Source organism: Nostoc sp. DSM 114159, from assembly GCF_053470285.1.
The window spans coordinates 5,456,202-5,472,507 of the sequence record NZ_JBPFEH010000001.1 but is presented as its reverse complement, the minus strand read 5'-3'; the positions used below and the strand labels follow the sequence as shown (position 1 = coordinate 5,472,507).

Genomic DNA, 16,306 nt, shown 5'->3' with positions numbered 1-16,306 from the left:
CGATAGGTTTGTAGTAAGCACAAAGCGTGCTTAAATATTTGAGGAATAAAGTCCTCTCTACAAAAGAATTTACCCCTCTCAATTAATGCGATGAATCACTAAGTTGCAACCCACTGCAACTCCAACCATAAACGTGGGTTGTTCTCTTTGACCTTCGACATCGGATCGCGCAACAATCGCTTGGCATTCATACAGACAACCTGGATTAAACCCATGTTGTCTGCTACTTCTCTGAGTATTTCTTTTTGAGCTTGCACACAGGAAATCATTTCATCAGAGCAATAAATTCCTATATATTGCAAACGTCTAGCAGGTCGTCCCCAAAAACAGGTAATGACTTTCACATAACACCCATCCAGCAATTCTCCAACTTGCGGGTAGTAATGGTTGACGACTCTTGTGAATTCTTTGGCTAAGATATCTTCAGCAATCATTGGAACTGATATTTCTGTAGCGTCCATCACGCTATTTAATATAACATAATTTTATCAATTAAATATGACAAAATAGTTGATTAAGCTTAAATAAAACCTTAAATATTAATTATATAAAAAAAGAGGTGTACCTCATTTGGTCTCACCTCAGATTTGCGTAAAGCATCTTTATATTCAAGAAAATATCAAAGCATTAGTAATACCTTTACGAATAGAATGATGCCTCCGGCACGCCAAAGGCGAACGCAGCTATACAGACAAAACCTACCTGCGGGAATTTCAAATTTATTAATTCCGCGCAAATGGACGAAAGTTTATCTAGCCACAATTCCTATTTTCAGAGATATTTACTCTGATAGCAAAAATTATGAATTCAAATAGAATGCATTTAACTAGCATCTCTCAATATTGAATTCTCATTTTTGAATTGTTAATTATTATTAGCGAGCATTGCGTTCACAAACTAAGACCTCTGCTATGATTTCTGGCACATTTATAAAGTCCGTAAATCCTTCAGAACCCCGGATTGGTGAAATAAATGTATAGTTTGGATCGCACACTCCAGTGTCATATACTTGAATAAACCACCGATCGGGAAATCCTTCTATACCTAGTTCCACAGTGTACCAACTCTCGCCAATCAGACGAGAGTTAAAGATTGTAAACCACTCTCTGTTTTCTTCTGAAATATTCCAGTCTGCCATGAGCAGTTCTAAAGCTATTTGTCCCGCATCCGTTGAAGTCAACAGCATTTTTACTCCTTATTTGCAACTTCAGTATTTGCAACTTCAGTACTGGGAACTTCTGGGTATAAACCTAATTCTTTCGCTAGCTCACGTGCCACAAAAAATAAAAATTGGGCACCATCTTGATTGCCTTCATGAGCAAACATAGTAGCTACTTGTAACATTGTTTCTACTAAACCGGAATCAATCAATTCGGGTTTAGCTTCCAAAATTTCTGGTTCTTGACCATTCGGACATCTAAGTAACTCATCAATCAGATTAAAATACAAGCTTTGGCGTTGTTCTTGGTCTGTCATGGTAATTTTCTTGATTTTAGTAAATTGTGAATAAGTTACTGTTCGATACTTTGGCGCCACAGCCTTTCCAACATTTCAACTTGTTCTTTTAAAACAGCAGCACGATGAACCAGATATCTGTCGTAAAAGAGAATCCCTAACCCAACACAAATTGGGGTTAACAAGAAGAACCATTGCAGGATAGTGGCAAATTTATATTGTTCAGCAACAGTTAGCATTTGATGAACCACATTACGATCGAAGGATTGAATGCTAGTATGAGGGGAATGTGTACCCTCTATCTGGGGAGCCAAGATGGGAGCATTTGTAGTTGTGTTGTTAACTTCGTAAGCTAAATTCTGAGATTTTACTAACTCCAGATGTCGCTCCCAAATTATGCCAAATACTACTAGTCCTGGTGAAAGCATTGCTAAGGTAACGACGCAAACTGTAAGAACATTTAAAAGTTTGGCTTTCATCTTGGCTCTCCCTTGCTAGGTAATATGCACCCAGTAAGAAAATATCTTTTGCTGTTTATCTAAAGTAGTTATATAATTTCTACCTCTCAAACAGTTTTGATATTAAAATATGTGTAATCGGTAATTTTTACAATCATTAGTTACCAGTTATTTTTCTCGTCACTACTGACTACTGACTAATAAAAAGTTACCACCCTTTTCACAAAACATAGGATTATTCAGTCAGAAAGAACGCACTTAATTCGGGAATCTGGTTTCATCCTACTCTCAAAAGGGAGATTAAGAAGTCCCCCCTAGTTCACTAAGCTTTCGCTCAGGAATGTTGGGGGGTAGAGGGGAATCTCTGCGTAAATCCTATACGATTTATATCAGCCGCTCTCCACCAAACAGTTTACCCCAGCCCTGTTAAGATTATTAAATTCATTAGAATAGTACTCAAAGCCTGTAATCCACACCTGATAAGTCTTATAAAAATTCATTGGGGTATGGGTGCTAGTGTTTTTTGGATGGGGTTCTAGTATTTTTGAGGTGGAGTTCTGGCGTTTTTGCACTCAACCTCAAAGCAATATAGGCAATGGTTAAAGACTGTTTTAGATGCAATTTTTAATTGAAAAAATCTGCACTCAAAAGAAAACATCAATGTCTCTCGATCAAGATAGACTAATAAATTAAAAAAAGCAATTAAATATTTTGAAAGCCAATTAAATTTTCAGAATAAGTAGAAAATAATGGGAAAATATTCATATATACAGAATTATAAAAATTGAATCTCAACCCCAGGACAATAGTCAGCAATTCCAAATGGTAAACTAGAAGAATGGTAAGCTAGCCTCTTCTAAAGTGAGAATCAATGGGAATATCTCATAAAAGTTCTTCCTAAACTTTCATATTTTGTGGTTTAGTTAGAATACATAGTATATGCACTCATTGAAATTAAACGACAAAATAAATACATCAAAGCTTATTGTTACAAGTAAATACTCTGTACTTAAGATTTAGGATTTTAGGGGTTAAAGAATGCGAATTGCTCAAGACGTAACAGAACTGATTGGACGAACTCCTTTAGTTCAACTGAACAAGATTCCTCAAGCTGAGGGAGTAGTAGCAAGGATAGTTGTTAAATTAGAAGGGATGAACCCAGCGGCTTCGGTGAAAGACCGCATTGGGTTAAGTATGGTACTCTCGGCGGAAGCCGCTGGCTCAATTTCCCCTGGAAAGACCATTTTAGTTGAGCCTACTTCTGGTAATACAGGTATTGCTCTAGCAATGGTAGCAGCAGCGCGTGGCTACCGTTTAATTTTGACCATGCCTGAGACTATGAGCCAAGAACGGCGCGCTATGCTCAGGGCTTATGGTGCTTCTTTGGAGTTGACACCAGGAACTGAGGGTATGCGGGGAGCAATTCGCAAAGCCGAAGAAATTGTGGCTAATACTCCTGATGCTTTTATGTTGCAACAATTCCGCAACCCTGCTAATCCCAAAGTTCACCAGGAAACCACCGCTGAAGAAATTTGGACAGATACAGACGGGGAAGTAGATATCGTCATTGCTGGGGTAGGTACTGGTGGAACGATTACTGGGATTGCAGAAGTACTCAAACAGCGCAAGAAGACTTTTAAAGCGATCGCAGTTGAACCCAGCAATAGCCCAGTCCTCTCTGGTGGTGAAGCCGGTCCACATAAAATTCAAGGTATTGGCGCTGGATTTATCCCAGATGTTCTCCGCTTGGAATTGGTTGATGAAGTAATTAGAGTCAGCGACGAACAAGCGATCGCATTCGGGCGACGTTTGGCAAAAGAAGAAGGCTTATTATCTGGGATATCCTCTGGTGCAGCTTTGTGTGCTGCAATTCAAGTCGGTAAACGAAAAGAAAATGCCGGACGTTTAATTGTGATGATTCAGCCTTCCTTTGGCGAACGTTACCTCAGCACACCGATGTTTCAAGATTTGTCTTTAGAAACTGCTGGCGTGCGTTAAGCAAATAGAGGGATAAGAGAGCAACGAATCATCTCTGTCCTTCTCATTTGGCTCTTATATAAATTAATACAACTTACTTTTTGAGGTGCGATCGCATCCCGTATTACGTTATTAGTGCTTCTAACTCTTTGAAACTCTTACAGCTGCGTAAACATTGCTACGCTCATTCCCCCTAAAAGCCGTGGGATTCTTATGCGGAACTTGCTGATGTTGGCTTGCCCTCTGTTACAGGTTTATAGTTCCTACTTACCCAATTATAGATGTAGTGTTTCTGGGTTGAGTGCAATACAGACCTAACAAACAGTCCTTACCCTGACAAAAAGATTTATTTTCTCGAAACTCTTGCTGTCTGGGTGGGTAAAGATTAACATATCTGTGGGCAGAAGCAATATCTCGTGAAATCAACCATAACAATAGTGAAAACCTTGCGCTGTCTATTTTGAATCTTGTTTAGCACCAGTTAACCTTATCTGCATATAGTGACTTAAGACCATTACCTGCTAGGTTATAAATCAAGCACAGACTATACTATAGAAAATTTAGTCAAAATTCTTTACAGCTTTAAAATCAGAGGTATCAATGATTATAACTAATTTTAGCAAACAAAAAAATGAATTTAAGGAATCTAAAGTACTCAAAGCGAAACCACATTGGCAAGGGCAAAATTTGAGCGATACTGCTGCCAAAGGTAAAGATACCAAGATGCGAGATCCTGCACCTGATAGTTCGATTTTGAATAACTTAAATCGCGGTCGAGTTGCTATTTTTATTGATGGCTTAAGCCTGTTCCATACAGCCTTACAACTCGGCATAGAAATTGACTACGTTAAATTGCTTTGTCATTTAACCAGTGGTTCCAGACTGTTGCGTGCTTTTTTCTATACTGGAGTTGATATCAGTAATGAAAAGCAACAGGGTTTTCTCTTGTGGATGCGTCGCAATGGCTATCGCGTAGTAGCAAAGGAACTCGTTGTACCAACAGAGAATTTCAAAAAATCAAATCTGAACGTAGAAATTGCTGTAGATATGATAACTTTAGCTCCTTATTACGATACAGCGGTTTTAGTCAGTGGCGATGGAGATTTAGCTTATGCTGTGAACGCTGTCAGCAGAATGGGAGTTCGGGTGGAAGTAGTCAGTCTGCAAACAACCACTAGTGAAAGTTTGATTGATGTTGCTGACTGCTTCATTGACCTCGATAGTATTAAAACACACATTCAAAAAGATTCTAATCTTGGTTATAGTTATCGCACCACAACAAATTCAAATCTCTAGGTAATAGAGGGGGGAGACAAGGGAGACAAGGAAGAGGGGGTAGACAAGGAGAAAAGTCCGATCGGAGGTTTTCGACCATCAGAACTTCAAACAGAAAGATTGCTACCTTGTCTACCTTGTCACCCTTGTCTACTCTATCCCCCTTCCCTTGTACCCCTTATCCCTCTCATCTCCCACTCCTCGCATCTTTTTAAATCTGCGTATTTTCGGATGGATATTTTAATAGTTGAAGATGAACCAGAAATTGCTCGTTTAATCGAACTCTCTTTAGAAAAAGAAGGATTTTTTTGTCGCACTAGCCGCGATGGCATGAATGCTTTGCGGATGTTTCAAGAGCAACCACCGGATTTAATCATTCTAGATTTAATGATTCCTGGTTTGGATGGGTTGGAAGTTTGTGCCCGAATTCGCCAGAAACCAGGTGCGAAAGATCCTTACATTTTAATGCTTACTGCTAAGGGTGAAGAAATCGATCGCGTCATTGGTCTGTCTACTGGTGCTGATGATTATATGGTCAAACCCTTTAGCCCTAGAGAGTTAGTAGCTAGGGTGCGGGCACTATTACGGCGTAGCCTCCGCCAAGGGGGACAACATCAAGTCAATCGTACCCAACACTTTATTGTCGATGTAGACCAGCGCACTGCCAGTCGCCAGATGAATTCCAAAGAACCTGAGATTTTGGACTTAACTACCCTAGAATTTAACTTGCTAACCACCTTTGTCAGTAATCCTGGTCGAGTTTGGAACCGTACCCAACTAATTGATAAACTTTGGGGAGATAATTTTTTTGGCGATGAACGAGTGGTAGATACTCATGTAGCTCGGTTGCGAAAAAAGATTGAACCCGATCCGGCAAATCCCACTTTTATTAAAACTGTTGTTGGGGTTGGCTATAAATTTGAAGATCCTCTGGTGGCGTAAATGTTATGAAGATGGGGCTGAGAGGGCGGCTATTTTTCTCCCACTTAGTAGTAATGATCGTGGGGGTAGCTAGTCTGGTGAGCATCAGCAAAATCTCTTCCCCACGCTTATTTGTCTTGCATTTGGAAGGATTAGAAAATCAGGGGTTCGACTTAATCGATGTCCGTGCTGAATTGGTGACAGGATTTGAACTTGCTTGGCAGCGCAGCACTCTTTGGTCAGTCTTAGTGGGTACTACCGCCGCCGGAGGATTGAGTTACTGGGTGTCGAGACGAATTATGCAGCGATTGACCGAGATGGAACAAATCACCCAAAAATTTGCTGCTGGTCAGATGGATGCACGACTACCTGTATCTGACATTCCAGAACTTAGTGGATTGAGCAGTAGTTTCAACCACATGGCTGCCAGTTTAGAAGGCGTAGAAGCGCGGCGGCGAGAAGTGATCGGAGATATGACCCATGAATTACGAACACCATTAACTGTAGTGCGCGGTTATTTGGAAGAACTGGCTGATGGGGAAATTGAAGCGTCTCCTGAAATCTATCGGCGTTTAGCTAAAGAAACTCGACGCTTAGAGCGGTTGGTGAACGATTTACAAGAACTATCCAAAGCAGAAGCCGGTTATCTACCAATTAATATCCAACGGGTAAATTTGCGTCCATTGTTAGAGTCATTAGTGGAAAAATTTTCCGACCAACTATTGGAAGATGGGCCAGTTATGCTCTTGCAATGTCCATCTGTGCTACCTCCTGTATTAGCAGATATTGACCGCACGGAACAGGTATTGGTTAATCTGCTAGGTAATGCAGTTCGTTACACTAACGAAGGTTCAATTACCATTACTGTTGGGACTGAAGCTTCTCAACTCTCGATTGCGGTTAGTGATACAGGCATTGGTATCGCTCCAGAAAATTTGCCTCATGTGTTTGAGCGCTTCTGGCGAGCCGATCAATCGCGCGATCGCCATTCGGGAGGTACTGGTATTGGTTTAACTATTTCCCGCCGTTTGATTGAATTACAAGGCGGTCAAATTCAGGTAGAAAGCGAATTAGGAGTTGGTAGTACGTTTCGCTTTTTTCTGCCTTTGGCTTGAGTTGAGCCATAAAACCTTGAGATCCGAGGGATTGACACAAGGTAGTCACGGCTGTGTCATACCCAATTGCTAATTTGAAAGTATCCAAAATTCTAGCTTGTTGATGAATGCCAGGATTTTAGAAATGCATAGAGTGTAACATTATGTCTACTTTTATTTTGGCTGCTTTTTTGGTTAGTTTACTCAGTGCTTCGGGTTATGCTGCGATCGCCTACTTGTTCCCTCAAAATCGTTCATTAAAATAATTCGTAATTCGTAGTTAAAAATTGAATTACGAACTTGTACTGAACGTCTTGCCCTGACTTGTGCCGAGCGGAGTCGAGGTAGCGAAGTCGTAAAGCCTGCGGCATAGCTACGCTTAGGGCGCAGCCTCTCCAAGAGTTGGGAGCCGAAGTATTAGTAATTAGTTAATTTCTTTTCGCAATAATTCTGGAATTTGAGAAGGGCGTTCTGCTACTGTCACTTCTGCTTCTTTTAAAGCAGCTAATTTACTTTGGGCTGTGCCAAAATTGGGATCGCGTCCGATAACTGTTGCTAAAGTCCCGGTTTGACGCCAAGTTTTTCCTGGTGGTGCAAGTCTACCTGCAATGTAGGCAATTACTGGTTTATCAATTGCTTCAGCAATATACCGCGCGGCTGCTTCTTCACTACCACCACCGGGTTGACCGACTAAAACGATCGCTTGTGTGGTTTCATCCTCATCGAGAATTTGCAGCCATTGCAAAAATGAGGAACCGACGATCGCATCACTACCAATACTGACACTAATCGACTGCCCTAAACCTGCTTTTGTTAATTCGTAGGCTATTTCGTAGGTGAGGGTGCTGCTACGACTAACGATCCCCACTGTTCCAGGGGTATAAAATTCGCTGGGTTGAGTCCCTAAGAGAATTTTTCCCGGTACAATGATCCCCGGACTATTTGGCCCGATTACCAAAGTTTCACAAGCTTCGGCTTTGCGGAGTAATTGCACCATATCCAAAGGCGGCACACCAGCAGTAATAATAATAATCTGGCAAATATTAGATGCGATCGCTTCTAATGCTGCATCTAACACGTCGTAAGGGTCTACACAAATAATTGTCGTGTCAATTGCCCCAAATTGTTCTATTACTTCCTCTACTAAATCAAATACTGGCAGTCCATGCAATTCCTGTCCGCCGCATCCAGGATTGACACCAGCTACTAAATTTGTGCCATAAGCTTTCATTTGAGCAACATGAGTGCCTGATATAAATTCACAAAAGCCTTGAATTAAGACTTTACTTTCTGGCGTTAGGTTCATAAAAAATTACCTTAAGTTTGGCAACCAGTGCCTTCAACCACTGAGCATAGAAATGACACATTTACAGTGTCATATTGATTCAATTTTTACTGAAATTCCAAAAATTAGTCTGGAAGCTGAGTGTTCCAAAAGTGAGAAAACGCACTTCTAGATAGGAATATCCAGTTTGGATGTACTATATAATTTAGTCCCAGAAAGCAAAGCTGTACTTGATTTGAGCATCAAATTCAACAATTTATACCCGACGGTAAAAATTAATAATTTTTGATTTTTAAATTGGAACACAATGACATTCACTATCTTTTATTAACCGTTGGTTTAGCAAGGAGAACTGCTGCTGCCACTGCCTCATCTAAATTTTCTACCACGACAAGCGCATCGGTGCGGGTTTTTAGTGTTGTCAAATATTTTCTCGCAGTGTTAAATTCAGAACCAGCAAGACGGACAACTAAGGATGGAAAATTAAGCTCTCGCCGAACTTTACTACCATTAGAACGTACAACCTGTGATTGAAGTTCGCTGTCGTCTTGCTGCACTACTCTAGCTATAACTTCAGCCACTTCCTCAGTTTGCGGAATGCTACCTAGAAAGTTAATTAGTATTACTTGAATGCTTTTATCAGCCTCCAGCATTTTCAAACCTGTTTCTAGGCGATCGCGGAAGGTAGTTGGTGTAGTATCTGTAAGGAAAGCATGACGTAGATTCAAACAAACACCTGGATTGCCCCCAGCATTCGCAACTAAATCCAAAGTTGCCATCACTGAACCAGTACCGTTACCTAAAATACCGATTTTTCCATGCATTTGCACACCATCCCAGTCACCCAAAATACCGTTAATTTCAGTAGTAGTATGACGACTGATAATTTTTGCTGCCATCTCGCCGAGATCGGGATGACGCTTGATCGCCCGTTCGTTGACCCTGACTTTACCATTAAGAGCCATAACTTGACTAGTACTACTGACTGCCAAGGGATTAATTTCGACTAAATCCAAGTCTTTTTGGACAAATAACTCATACATCTTTTCCACAACGCTGCTTACCGACTGCATCAGCGTTCCTTGCAAACCCATTTTCAAAGCCAATCGTCGGGCATAAAATGGCGAGAATTCTTGTTCTACAACAACGTAGTGCATTCTTTCCCCAGCGGATTCCCAATCGATGTCTGCTTCTTTGCAACCTAAAAGTACCGGTCGGCAGACAGCAGTATCTAAAACCACTGCGAGATAAAATTCTTGGTTAGCGTCGTATTGGGATTCTGCCAGTACAACTTCCGGCAATTCACCCCATATTGGTAAACTAAAGATATTTTGAGCTGCTGCGATCGCATCGATAGTCGTTTGGGCAAATCTGACTCCACCAGCTTTTGCCCGTTCCGCTCCGTGGACTTGAGATTTCAGTACAATTGGAAAGCGAATTTTTAACCGTTTCAAATCTGTAGGATGGTCAATTCGTTGGGAAGGCAATACCGGGATGCCTATCTCCGCAAACCATTCTTTAACTTGGTACTCTAATAAATCCATTGATACACCTTGTATTGACACTTTCCAAGATTTTGGTTATTCCTGTCTTGATATTTTGCAGCACCTTTATTGCAGAATTAACCTTTTTGTAGCTATAAAAACTTATTTTTCACGGATCAATTTTATCGAATTCAGCAAATGAAGCATATTAATTTTGATAGTCAACTTGTTTGTGCCAGAGCCACAAGACATCATTAATTTCCTCAGCAAGTTTCTCAGCATAGAAGATAACTAGCTTTTTTGTCAAAACCCTCTGACATAGCATCGTTTTCTTAACCTTTAGATAATTTAGTAAAAATTGCTGTGCAACTAGAATTTCGCAAAGCAGTAGCTTTTGTGAATTTAATTATCGCAAAGTAATGCAGTGAAAATACCCAAACCTTCTATTATTCCCATTTTTTCTTTCTAATTTATACCTGAAGACAGATTATTTAATTTTGCATCTAGCGCTGTAAAAATGTATCGCCACGAACAATAACTACTTTCTTAATTTTTGGTGAAAAGTCAGAATTTGTGTTAGAAAGTTGGTCGTTCAGATTCTCAGGCTGTGGTTGGTTAAACTGTGCATTTGCATTCAATAAACCTAAAAAGTTCATTTCCTCCCCTTAAAGATAATCAAAACAATATAGAATTTCAGCGGGAAAGCTGTATGAAAGTAGCAGTCCAGCAGGAAGATTTACAGCTTTTAGCCAAGACTTTGCAAGAACAATTACTTGTAGAAGTCTCAACCGCTGAAGTCTTCGAGGTTAAGTGCGTCGTCAATAAAGGCGAGCTAATGATTTTAACGCAACACGCGTCAGATGTAATCGTTGACGCTCAACTAATTTTTGCAGTCATTGAGGAGGTACTTCAGTCTCTAACACCCCACAAAGAGCAACGGGTGCAATGTTTTCTGAGAGTTTTTGGCGAACAACTCCCTTATGCTAAATGTTTCTTGGCGTTGAAGCCGACGGGTGAATGGATAGCAGAGGGAAATGGGGAAGTACAAAAAGATGAGGAAGTAATATCCCCCTCATCATCTCTGACATATTCTCCATTAATCAATGAGAGCGAAGAAGAAAAAGAAGAACTGTTTGACCCGTTTGCAGATGTGCCGAATTTCTCGGTTTCAAAGCCAGGATTCCAGGCCAAACCTATCCTCCTGGGTGCAGCTTTGGTGGGAATTATTGTTTTAGGCGGTGGTGCTTACTTATTGACTCGCCCTTGCGTGATGTCTGAGTGTAAAGAAATACAAAACGCCGAGCAATTAAAAATAAAATCTCCGCAACTGATGCGCCGCGCTAAGTCTGAAAAAGAATTAGTTGCTGTACAACAGCAACTTACAGCAGCCAGCACAGACCTGAATGTAATTCCTAGTTGGTCGCCTCGTTACCAGCTGTCACAGGAACTAAAAGCAAGTTTATCTGGGCGATCGCAAAAAATCAATCAGGTGGTCAAAGCTTTGCAAACGGCATCTTTGGCGACACAAAAAGTTCAAACTCCAGCATCTAGCTTAGAGGAATTACAAACTAGGCAACACTTATGGCGACAAGCTATAGCGCCACTAGAAAGTATAAGTTCTAGTAGTGAACTCTATGGGCTAGTGCAGGGTAAATTACTGAATTATCGTGTCCGTTTGCACGCTGTAAATCAACAGATATTTATTGAGGAAAAATGGCTGAAAAAACTAACAATGGCAAAAGGTGTAGCTGTTGCAGCCGAGAAGCAGGAGGCTAATGCTAAATCTTTGAATGACTGGCAAAAGGCGCAATCTACTTGGCTGGTGGTAATTAATGCCTTGAATACGATTCCCCGAAATAGCGTTGGATACCAAGAAGCCCAAAAGCTGTTGGTAGATTATAAACCTAAGTTAGTATTAGTACGCGATCGCGCTACTAAAGAACAATTAGCTGTTAAAACCTACCAACAGGCCCTTACCACTGCTAAGCAAGCCAAAGTTTATGAACAACAAAAACAATGGCAAGCAGCGGCGATATATTGGGAGCAGGCTTTGCAAACTACTAAAAAAGTTCCCCAAGATAGCTTGTACTACACTCAGGCTCAGTCTCTCATCGAACCCTATTCATCTGCGCTCAAACAAGCACAAGAAAAAGTACAAGTTGTTAGTAGTTTGCAACAAACCCGCACTGACTTAGATAAGACTTGTATTAATGAAATTCGGATTTGCACTTTTAGCATAGACAATGCAGAAATTATTGTCCGACTAACCCCTGAGTATGACCAAATAAGGCAAAATAACTTGGCTAATCCTTATTCTCAGAATTCGGATACAGCTGTTGATGTTACCAATCACTTGCAAATCTTACGCGAAGCCCTAGCCGTAATTGGTGAAAATGCCAATCTGTCCCTTTTTCTTTATGATTCCCAAGGTCAGGTAATTTATACGCGGACTTTAGGCGGGTAAGTAGAATACCGATTGAAGTATAAAGGATGAATTGTAGATTAACTAATTATTTGTCAATTTAACAAAATACTACCACAGCATTTCAAATACCTAAAACCCTGACATAGTAAGGATTATGTCAGGGTTTTTCCTATTTCAGGAAAATAGCGATCGCACTACTGGCTAAAAGTTACAGATTTTAGAGCGGGCGATGGGACTCGAACCCACGACGTTCACCATGGGAAGATGACATTCTACCACTGAATTACACCCGCAAATTACTAACATAAATTTATGCCTAAAATTAAGCATACCACTATTTACAGCTGTTTTCAATTGGCTGGAAAATACACTATTTTGACAACTACTGATGCATAATTCCTGTAGGTGTTCAAATTAGGAAATTTTTTTAGCTAGCTAATGACGGCACTTATTACAATATTTAACTAAAGAACAATTTCCTCGCCTCGCTCCCTGAAGCGAACCTCTTTAATATTCCATTGAGCATTACTCGTTAAGGTTTTGCGGAGACTGCCAAACAGAGCAAACTGTTCGCAACTAGAAAGAGAACTTATTTGCCGCTTTGACTCAGGAGATATTCGTAAATCAACTGTAGCAATGCCATTTTTGATGTTGACACGATACCCAGATAAGCTAAAGTCGCTTGTATCTCGTTTTTCTAATATTTTACTTACAACATTTGTCACTGGTTCCTCGGCTGGTACTGAAACATTTTCTGGAATTAGTTTTTGACATTGGGTATCACTGGTGTATAGTGTTACATTAGTAGTTTTGCTAGTGGCAACCTTAGAAGTTGGTGAGGAAGGCGTATTTTCCTTAGAAGATTCTTGATTAGGAGATTTTTCTCTCAATTGAGCTACGCTAGGAATTTGGCTGGGAGACTGAGAAGGTAGGCTATTCGTCGGTGCTGGTACTGTGGTAGGGTATGAAGTTGCGCTATCAATATTACCTGCGGTAGGGTTAGAACTACAACTACCCAGGCTCACAACCATTGTCACAAAAATAGGGGGTAAAAAATATCTCTTGATTGTGTTCATAAATCTTGCTTATAAATAATGTTGTTATCGATTTCAGTGTTATTGGTATCAATTCCGCATAAATTTGTGAATATTGAGCCAGTCTATAAAGTGTCAACTCAAAATCTTTTAAAGTCAAATTTTATACTATTCACTCAAATTAAAACATCTGCTATTCAAGGAGCTATGTCTGACAACATTAGGGATACAATAAACTAGAGAATTACTAGAACCACTAGCACTGCATCTGCGCCTGTTGCTTGTGCTAAATAAATTTGGCAAGAGTAAAATCAACTCCTTGGAGAATATTAGAAAAACTTGTGCTTTTAGATGACTGATTAAAAGCAAATTACTAGTTTTCACTACTTTTTTGCTTCGTCAATTGCTGCACTAATAATTGCACTCCCAAAGCCAACAAACCAATTGCGACTATAGCAAAAATTCCGCTACCTAAAGCAACTACACCAACAACCAGAGTGCGGATAGCAGAAGAAATCTTTATCACCAATGGATTGATTGAATGGATCGGTTTACTAGCAAAATTTGTTGCGATCGCAATCATCAGCGAATAGGCTGCAAATGCCATACCTCCAGAAATCGCCGCCCCAGTAAAACAGCGTAACGGACTAGCTGTCACCTGTTCTTTAGCATTTGTTTGCGGCGTTAGATTTTGGTCATTCATAATATTTAGATTTTAGATGTTAGATTTTGGATTGGAGCATTAGGAATAATTATTGTTTGTCATTTAAATTGCGTCTTTGCGTTTTTTTGGTGATTTGAACTATGCAATTTCAAAGCTCATCCATCAGCTTATTCCTCATACTCCATTAACAATAAAGATTTATTTAAACTGAAGATGCCACCTGAATACCATGTGTAATTGTCCGAGTCACAAACAATTCTAAGTCTTCATCAGGGATTGCTTCCCTAACTTGCAGTTTCACTTGTTCTGCTTGCTGCTGAGACTCAACAAGAGCAAAAACTGTTGGACCAGAACCAGACATCATTGTTCCTAAAACGCCTTCTTGATTTGCAAACATTTCTCGCAACTGCAAGACTTGGGGATAGGCTGGCAATACCACGCGCTCTAAATCATTGTGCAGTTTTTGGGCAATTTCTCTAGCATCTTTATCCCAGATAGCTTTTACTATTTTTCCTGAATGAACTGCATTAGCGCGCGCTGCCAAGTTGTCGCTATCTCTAATATAAGAATGACCAAACTGCTGTTGATAGGTTTTATATGCCCAAGGTGTAGAAACTTCCAGACTGCGGTATTTCCCCAATACTATATATATGTTATTTAAACTCGGCAGGGGAGAAAGTTGCTCACCTCTACCTGTTGCGATCGCAGTTCCACCCGCTACACAAAAAGGTACATCTGAACCGAGTGTACTTCCCAGCTCCTCTAACTCTGACTGAGTTAATCCCAACTTCCATAATAAATCTATTCCTACCAACACAGCTGCTGCATTTGTCGAACCTCCAGCCAACCCAGCAGCTACAGGAATCTGCTTATTAACGGTAATCTCCACACCTCCATGTTTAGCAAAGGCTTCGGGAAATTGCCTCACCATTAATTCTGCTGCGCGGTATGCCAGATTACTTTTATCTGTCGGTACTTGTGGGTGGTTGCAGTGAACCCTAATGGTATCAGTGCTAATGGGACGCACATCAATTTTGTCGGCAAGTCCGATACTTTGAAGTATCATGGCTAACTCGTGATAACCATCGGGGCGATCGCCAATGATTTCCAGATATAAGTTGATTTTGGCAGGGGCAATTAGGCTGTAGGAACGCATTTTATGGGAGTGGTGAAGGTGGGGCCCCTGAAGGGGATAAGGGGTAATGGGGAGTGAGAAATGGGGAATGAAGAAGGAGGAATGGGAAAAATCTGCCTTGTTCCCTACTCCCTACTTTCTACTCCCAATTCATTTGCTAAAGTTACCCATTGCTGAACGCTGAGGTCTTCGGCTCTAGCTTGGGGATTTATTTTTAATTGTTCCAGTAAGTGGCTCAAGCGATCGCGTTCCATAACAGATTGCAAATTATTTCGTAACATTTTGCGCTTGGCACCAAATCCCAACTTTAAGAAATTCTCTAACTGTCGGGGATTAAGCGCTGGTATTTCTATTTTTCGGGGACGCAATCGCACCACTGCTGAATCAACTTTTGGCGATGGATAGAATGCGGTCGCTGGAACTGTGCAGATTAACTCACACTCAGCCAAATACTGTACCCGCACACTCAACGCCCCAAAAGCTTTTGAGCCTGATTTAGCATATAATCTTTCTGCTACTTCTTTTTGTACTAGCAACACTATGGAGTCAAATGGTTCGGGATTAGGGTTAGCGATGGTACCTAGTAGTTTCTCAATGATTGGCCCTGTAATATTGTATGGAATATTGGCTACTACCTTATTTAGCTGTTGGAAATTGGGAAAGGTTGCCAGATAAGATGGTAAATCTAGGCTGAGAAAATCCCCTTGCAGAAGTAAAAAATTTTCAGTCTTACCAAGTTGCTTTGATAACAGTTGGCATAAGTCGCGGTCTATTTCAACTGCAACCAGAGATTGTACTAAGGGTAATAAACGACGAGTCAGAAGCCCGGTTCCAGGCCCAATTTCCAGGACGCGATCGCTTTGTGTACACTCAGCTGCTTTTATAATTGCGTCGAGCGCCTTTTCACTTTTGAGCCAATGTTGAGCAAAGACCTTACGCGGTCGGATCATCTGTATTTATTGCCTAGTCTAGTTTTTAGCTGTTTATCAAAAACTCATTATAAATTTTGAAGTCCCTCTACAGTGCTAGATTCACTGTAACGCCTATTTTCTCCTCCAAACGCTTGGCGATCGTAGTGATGGCGATCGCGTAAATGTCC

At 40.6% G+C, this 16,306-nt stretch carries 16 protein-coding genes and 1 tRNA gene; 5 read left to right on the top strand and 12 right to left on the bottom strand.

What is annotated here, in order from left to right:
- Positions 1 to 98 precede the first annotated feature (98 nt).
- The 4 genes from ACR5KR_RS22690 to ACR5KR_RS22675 form a co-directional block, all read right to left on the bottom strand.
- The gene (locus ACR5KR_RS22690) at positions 99 to 461 is read right to left on the bottom strand and encodes a hypothetical protein (RefSeq protein WP_069068421.1); all 363 of its coding nucleotides are present in this window, start codon (positions 459 to 461) and stop codon (positions 99 to 101) included.
- Between the two features lie 413 nt (positions 462 to 874).
- Positions 875 to 1,186, bottom strand: a complete 312-nt coding sequence (locus tag ACR5KR_RS22685) for a hypothetical protein (protein WP_445630380.1) — start codon at positions 1,184 to 1,186, stop codon at positions 875 to 877.
- Between the two features lie 2 nt (positions 1,187 to 1,188).
- Complete coding sequence (locus ACR5KR_RS22680; protein WP_445630381.1) at positions 1,189 to 1,476, bottom strand: hypothetical protein; 288 nt, start codon at positions 1,474 to 1,476, stop codon at positions 1,189 to 1,191.
- A gap of 35 nt (positions 1,477 to 1,511) precedes the next feature.
- Complete coding sequence (locus ACR5KR_RS22675; protein ID WP_448268100.1) at positions 1,512 to 1,934, bottom strand: hypothetical protein; 423 nt, start codon at positions 1,932 to 1,934, stop codon at positions 1,512 to 1,514.
- A 1,017-nt stretch (positions 1,935 to 2,951) separates the two neighbouring features.
- On the opposite strand from ACR5KR_RS22675, the gene cysK reads away from it, so the two are divergent.
- The 4 genes from cysK to ACR5KR_RS22655 all read left to right on the top strand — a co-directional run bounded on the left by cysK (position 2,952) and on the right by ACR5KR_RS22655 (position 7,201).
- Positions 2,952 to 3,911 carry a cysteine synthase A gene (cysK, locus tag ACR5KR_RS22670; RefSeq protein ID WP_445630383.1) on the top strand — a complete coding sequence of 320 codons (960 nt, stop codon included), beginning with the start codon at positions 2,952 to 2,954 and terminating at the stop codon, positions 3,909 to 3,911.
- Between the two features lie 579 nt (positions 3,912 to 4,490).
- Positions 4,491 to 5,186 carry a LabA-like NYN domain-containing protein gene (locus ACR5KR_RS22665; protein ID WP_448268099.1) on the top strand — a complete coding sequence of 232 codons (696 nt, stop codon included), beginning with the start codon at positions 4,491 to 4,493 and terminating at the stop codon, positions 5,184 to 5,186.
- A gap of 210 nt (positions 5,187 to 5,396) precedes the next feature.
- Positions 5,397 to 6,107, top strand: a complete 711-nt coding sequence (locus ACR5KR_RS22660; protein ID WP_448268098.1) for a response regulator transcription factor — start codon at positions 5,397 to 5,399, stop codon at positions 6,105 to 6,107.
- 5 nt (positions 6,108 to 6,112) lie between these two features.
- The gene (locus ACR5KR_RS22655) at positions 6,113 to 7,201 is read left to right on the top strand and encodes a sensor histidine kinase (protein WP_445630386.1); all 1,089 of its coding nucleotides are present in this window, start codon (positions 6,113 to 6,115) and stop codon (positions 7,199 to 7,201) included.
- 403 nt (positions 7,202 to 7,604) lie between these two features.
- Here ACR5KR_RS22655 and ACR5KR_RS22650 read toward each other — a convergent pair whose 3' ends face one another.
- From ACR5KR_RS22650 to ACR5KR_RS22640, 3 genes are all read right to left on the bottom strand, one after another.
- The gene (locus tag ACR5KR_RS22650) at positions 7,605 to 8,486 is read right to left on the bottom strand and encodes a succinate--CoA ligase subunit alpha (RefSeq protein ID WP_448268097.1); all 882 of its coding nucleotides are present in this window, start codon (positions 8,484 to 8,486) and stop codon (positions 7,605 to 7,607) included.
- 296 nt (positions 8,487 to 8,782) lie between these two features.
- The gene (locus ACR5KR_RS22645) at positions 8,783 to 10,009 is read right to left on the bottom strand and encodes an ATP-grasp domain-containing protein (RefSeq protein WP_445630389.1); all 1,227 of its coding nucleotides are present in this window, start codon (positions 10,007 to 10,009) and stop codon (positions 8,783 to 8,785) included.
- A 443-nt stretch (positions 10,010 to 10,452) separates the two neighbouring features.
- Positions 10,453 to 10,605, bottom strand: a complete 153-nt coding sequence (locus tag ACR5KR_RS22640; RefSeq protein ID WP_322697736.1) for a hypothetical protein — start codon at positions 10,603 to 10,605, stop codon at positions 10,453 to 10,455.
- Positions 10,606 to 10,658: 53 nt separating this feature from the next.
- Between ACR5KR_RS22640 and ACR5KR_RS22635 the strand changes: the two genes are divergently transcribed.
- Positions 10,659 to 12,413, top strand: coding sequence for a hypothetical protein (locus ACR5KR_RS22635; protein WP_448268096.1), 1,755 nt, complete (start codon positions 10,659 to 10,661; stop codon positions 12,411 to 12,413).
- Between the two features lie 182 nt (positions 12,414 to 12,595).
- On the opposite strand, the gene ACR5KR_RS22630 is transcribed toward ACR5KR_RS22635, so the two are convergent.
- The 5 genes from ACR5KR_RS22630 to rsmA all read right to left on the bottom strand — a co-directional run bounded on the left by ACR5KR_RS22630 (position 12,596) and on the right by rsmA (position 16,157).
- Positions 12,596 to 12,667, bottom strand: a tRNA-Gly gene (locus ACR5KR_RS22630).
- A 171-nt stretch (positions 12,668 to 12,838) separates the two neighbouring features.
- The gene (locus ACR5KR_RS22625) at positions 12,839 to 13,450 is read right to left on the bottom strand and encodes a sporulation/spore germination protein (RefSeq protein WP_448268095.1); all 612 of its coding nucleotides are present in this window, start codon (positions 13,448 to 13,450) and stop codon (positions 12,839 to 12,841) included.
- A 331-nt stretch (positions 13,451 to 13,781) separates the two neighbouring features.
- Positions 13,782 to 14,111, bottom strand: coding sequence for a DUF3082 domain-containing protein (locus ACR5KR_RS22620; RefSeq protein ID WP_445630392.1), 330 nt, complete (start codon positions 14,109 to 14,111; stop codon positions 13,782 to 13,784).
- 163 nt (positions 14,112 to 14,274) lie between these two features.
- Complete coding sequence (ispE, locus tag ACR5KR_RS22615) at positions 14,275 to 15,228, bottom strand: 4-(cytidine 5'-diphospho)-2-C-methyl-D-erythritol kinase (RefSeq protein WP_448268094.1); 954 nt, start codon at positions 15,226 to 15,228, stop codon at positions 14,275 to 14,277.
- Between the two features lie 104 nt (positions 15,229 to 15,332).
- Positions 15,333 to 16,157, bottom strand: coding sequence for a 16S rRNA (adenine(1518)-N(6)/adenine(1519)-N(6))-dimethyltransferase RsmA (gene rsmA, locus ACR5KR_RS22610; protein WP_448268093.1), 825 nt, complete (start codon positions 16,155 to 16,157; stop codon positions 15,333 to 15,335).
- Positions 16,158 to 16,306 lie beyond the last annotated feature (149 nt).

Coding starts and splice junctions, on each gene's coding strand:
- ACR5KR_RS22690 (WP_069068421.1), bottom strand. CDS start 461: ATGGACGCTACAGAAATATCAGTTCCAATGATTGCTGAAGATATCTTA.
- ACR5KR_RS22660 (WP_448268098.1), top strand. CDS start 5,397: ATGGATATTTTAATAGTTGAAGATGAACCAGAAATTGCTCGTTTAATC.
- ACR5KR_RS22680 (WP_445630381.1), bottom strand. CDS start 1,476: ATGACAGACCAAGAACAACGCCAAAGCTTGTATTTTAATCTGATTGAT.
- ACR5KR_RS22640 (WP_322697736.1), bottom strand. CDS start 10,605: ATGAACTTTTTAGGTTTATTGAATGCAAATGCACAGTTTAACCAACCA.
- rsmA (WP_448268093.1), bottom strand. CDS start 16,157: ATGATCCGACCGCGTAAGGTCTTTGCTCAACATTGGCTCAAAAGTGAA.
- ispE (WP_448268094.1), bottom strand. CDS start 15,228: ATGCGTTCCTACAGCCTAATTGCCCCTGCCAAAATCAACTTATATCTG.
- ACR5KR_RS22685 (WP_445630380.1), bottom strand. CDS start 1,186: ATGCTGTTGACTTCAACGGATGCGGGACAAATAGCTTTAGAACTGCTC.
- ACR5KR_RS22620 (WP_445630392.1), bottom strand. CDS start 14,111: ATGAATGACCAAAATCTAACGCCGCAAACAAATGCTAAAGAACAGGTG.
- cysK (WP_445630383.1), top strand. CDS start 2,952: ATGCGAATTGCTCAAGACGTAACAGAACTGATTGGACGAACTCCTTTA.
- ACR5KR_RS22665 (WP_448268099.1), top strand. CDS start 4,491: ATGATTATAACTAATTTTAGCAAACAAAAAAATGAATTTAAGGAATCT.
- ACR5KR_RS22645 (WP_445630389.1), bottom strand. CDS start 10,009: ATGGATTTATTAGAGTACCAAGTTAAAGAATGGTTTGCGGAGATAGGC.
- ACR5KR_RS22675 (WP_448268100.1), bottom strand. CDS start 1,934: ATGAAAGCCAAACTTTTAAATGTTCTTACAGTTTGCGTCGTTACCTTA.
- ACR5KR_RS22625 (WP_448268095.1), bottom strand. CDS start 13,450: ATGAACACAATCAAGAGATATTTTTTACCCCCTATTTTTGTGACAATG.
- ACR5KR_RS22650 (WP_448268097.1), bottom strand. CDS start 8,486: ATGAACCTAACGCCAGAAAGTAAAGTCTTAATTCAAGGCTTTTGTGAA.
- ACR5KR_RS22635 (WP_448268096.1), top strand. CDS start 10,659: ATGAAAGTAGCAGTCCAGCAGGAAGATTTACAGCTTTTAGCCAAGACT.
- ACR5KR_RS22655 (WP_445630386.1), top strand. CDS start 6,113: ATGAAGATGGGGCTGAGAGGGCGGCTATTTTTCTCCCACTTAGTAGTA.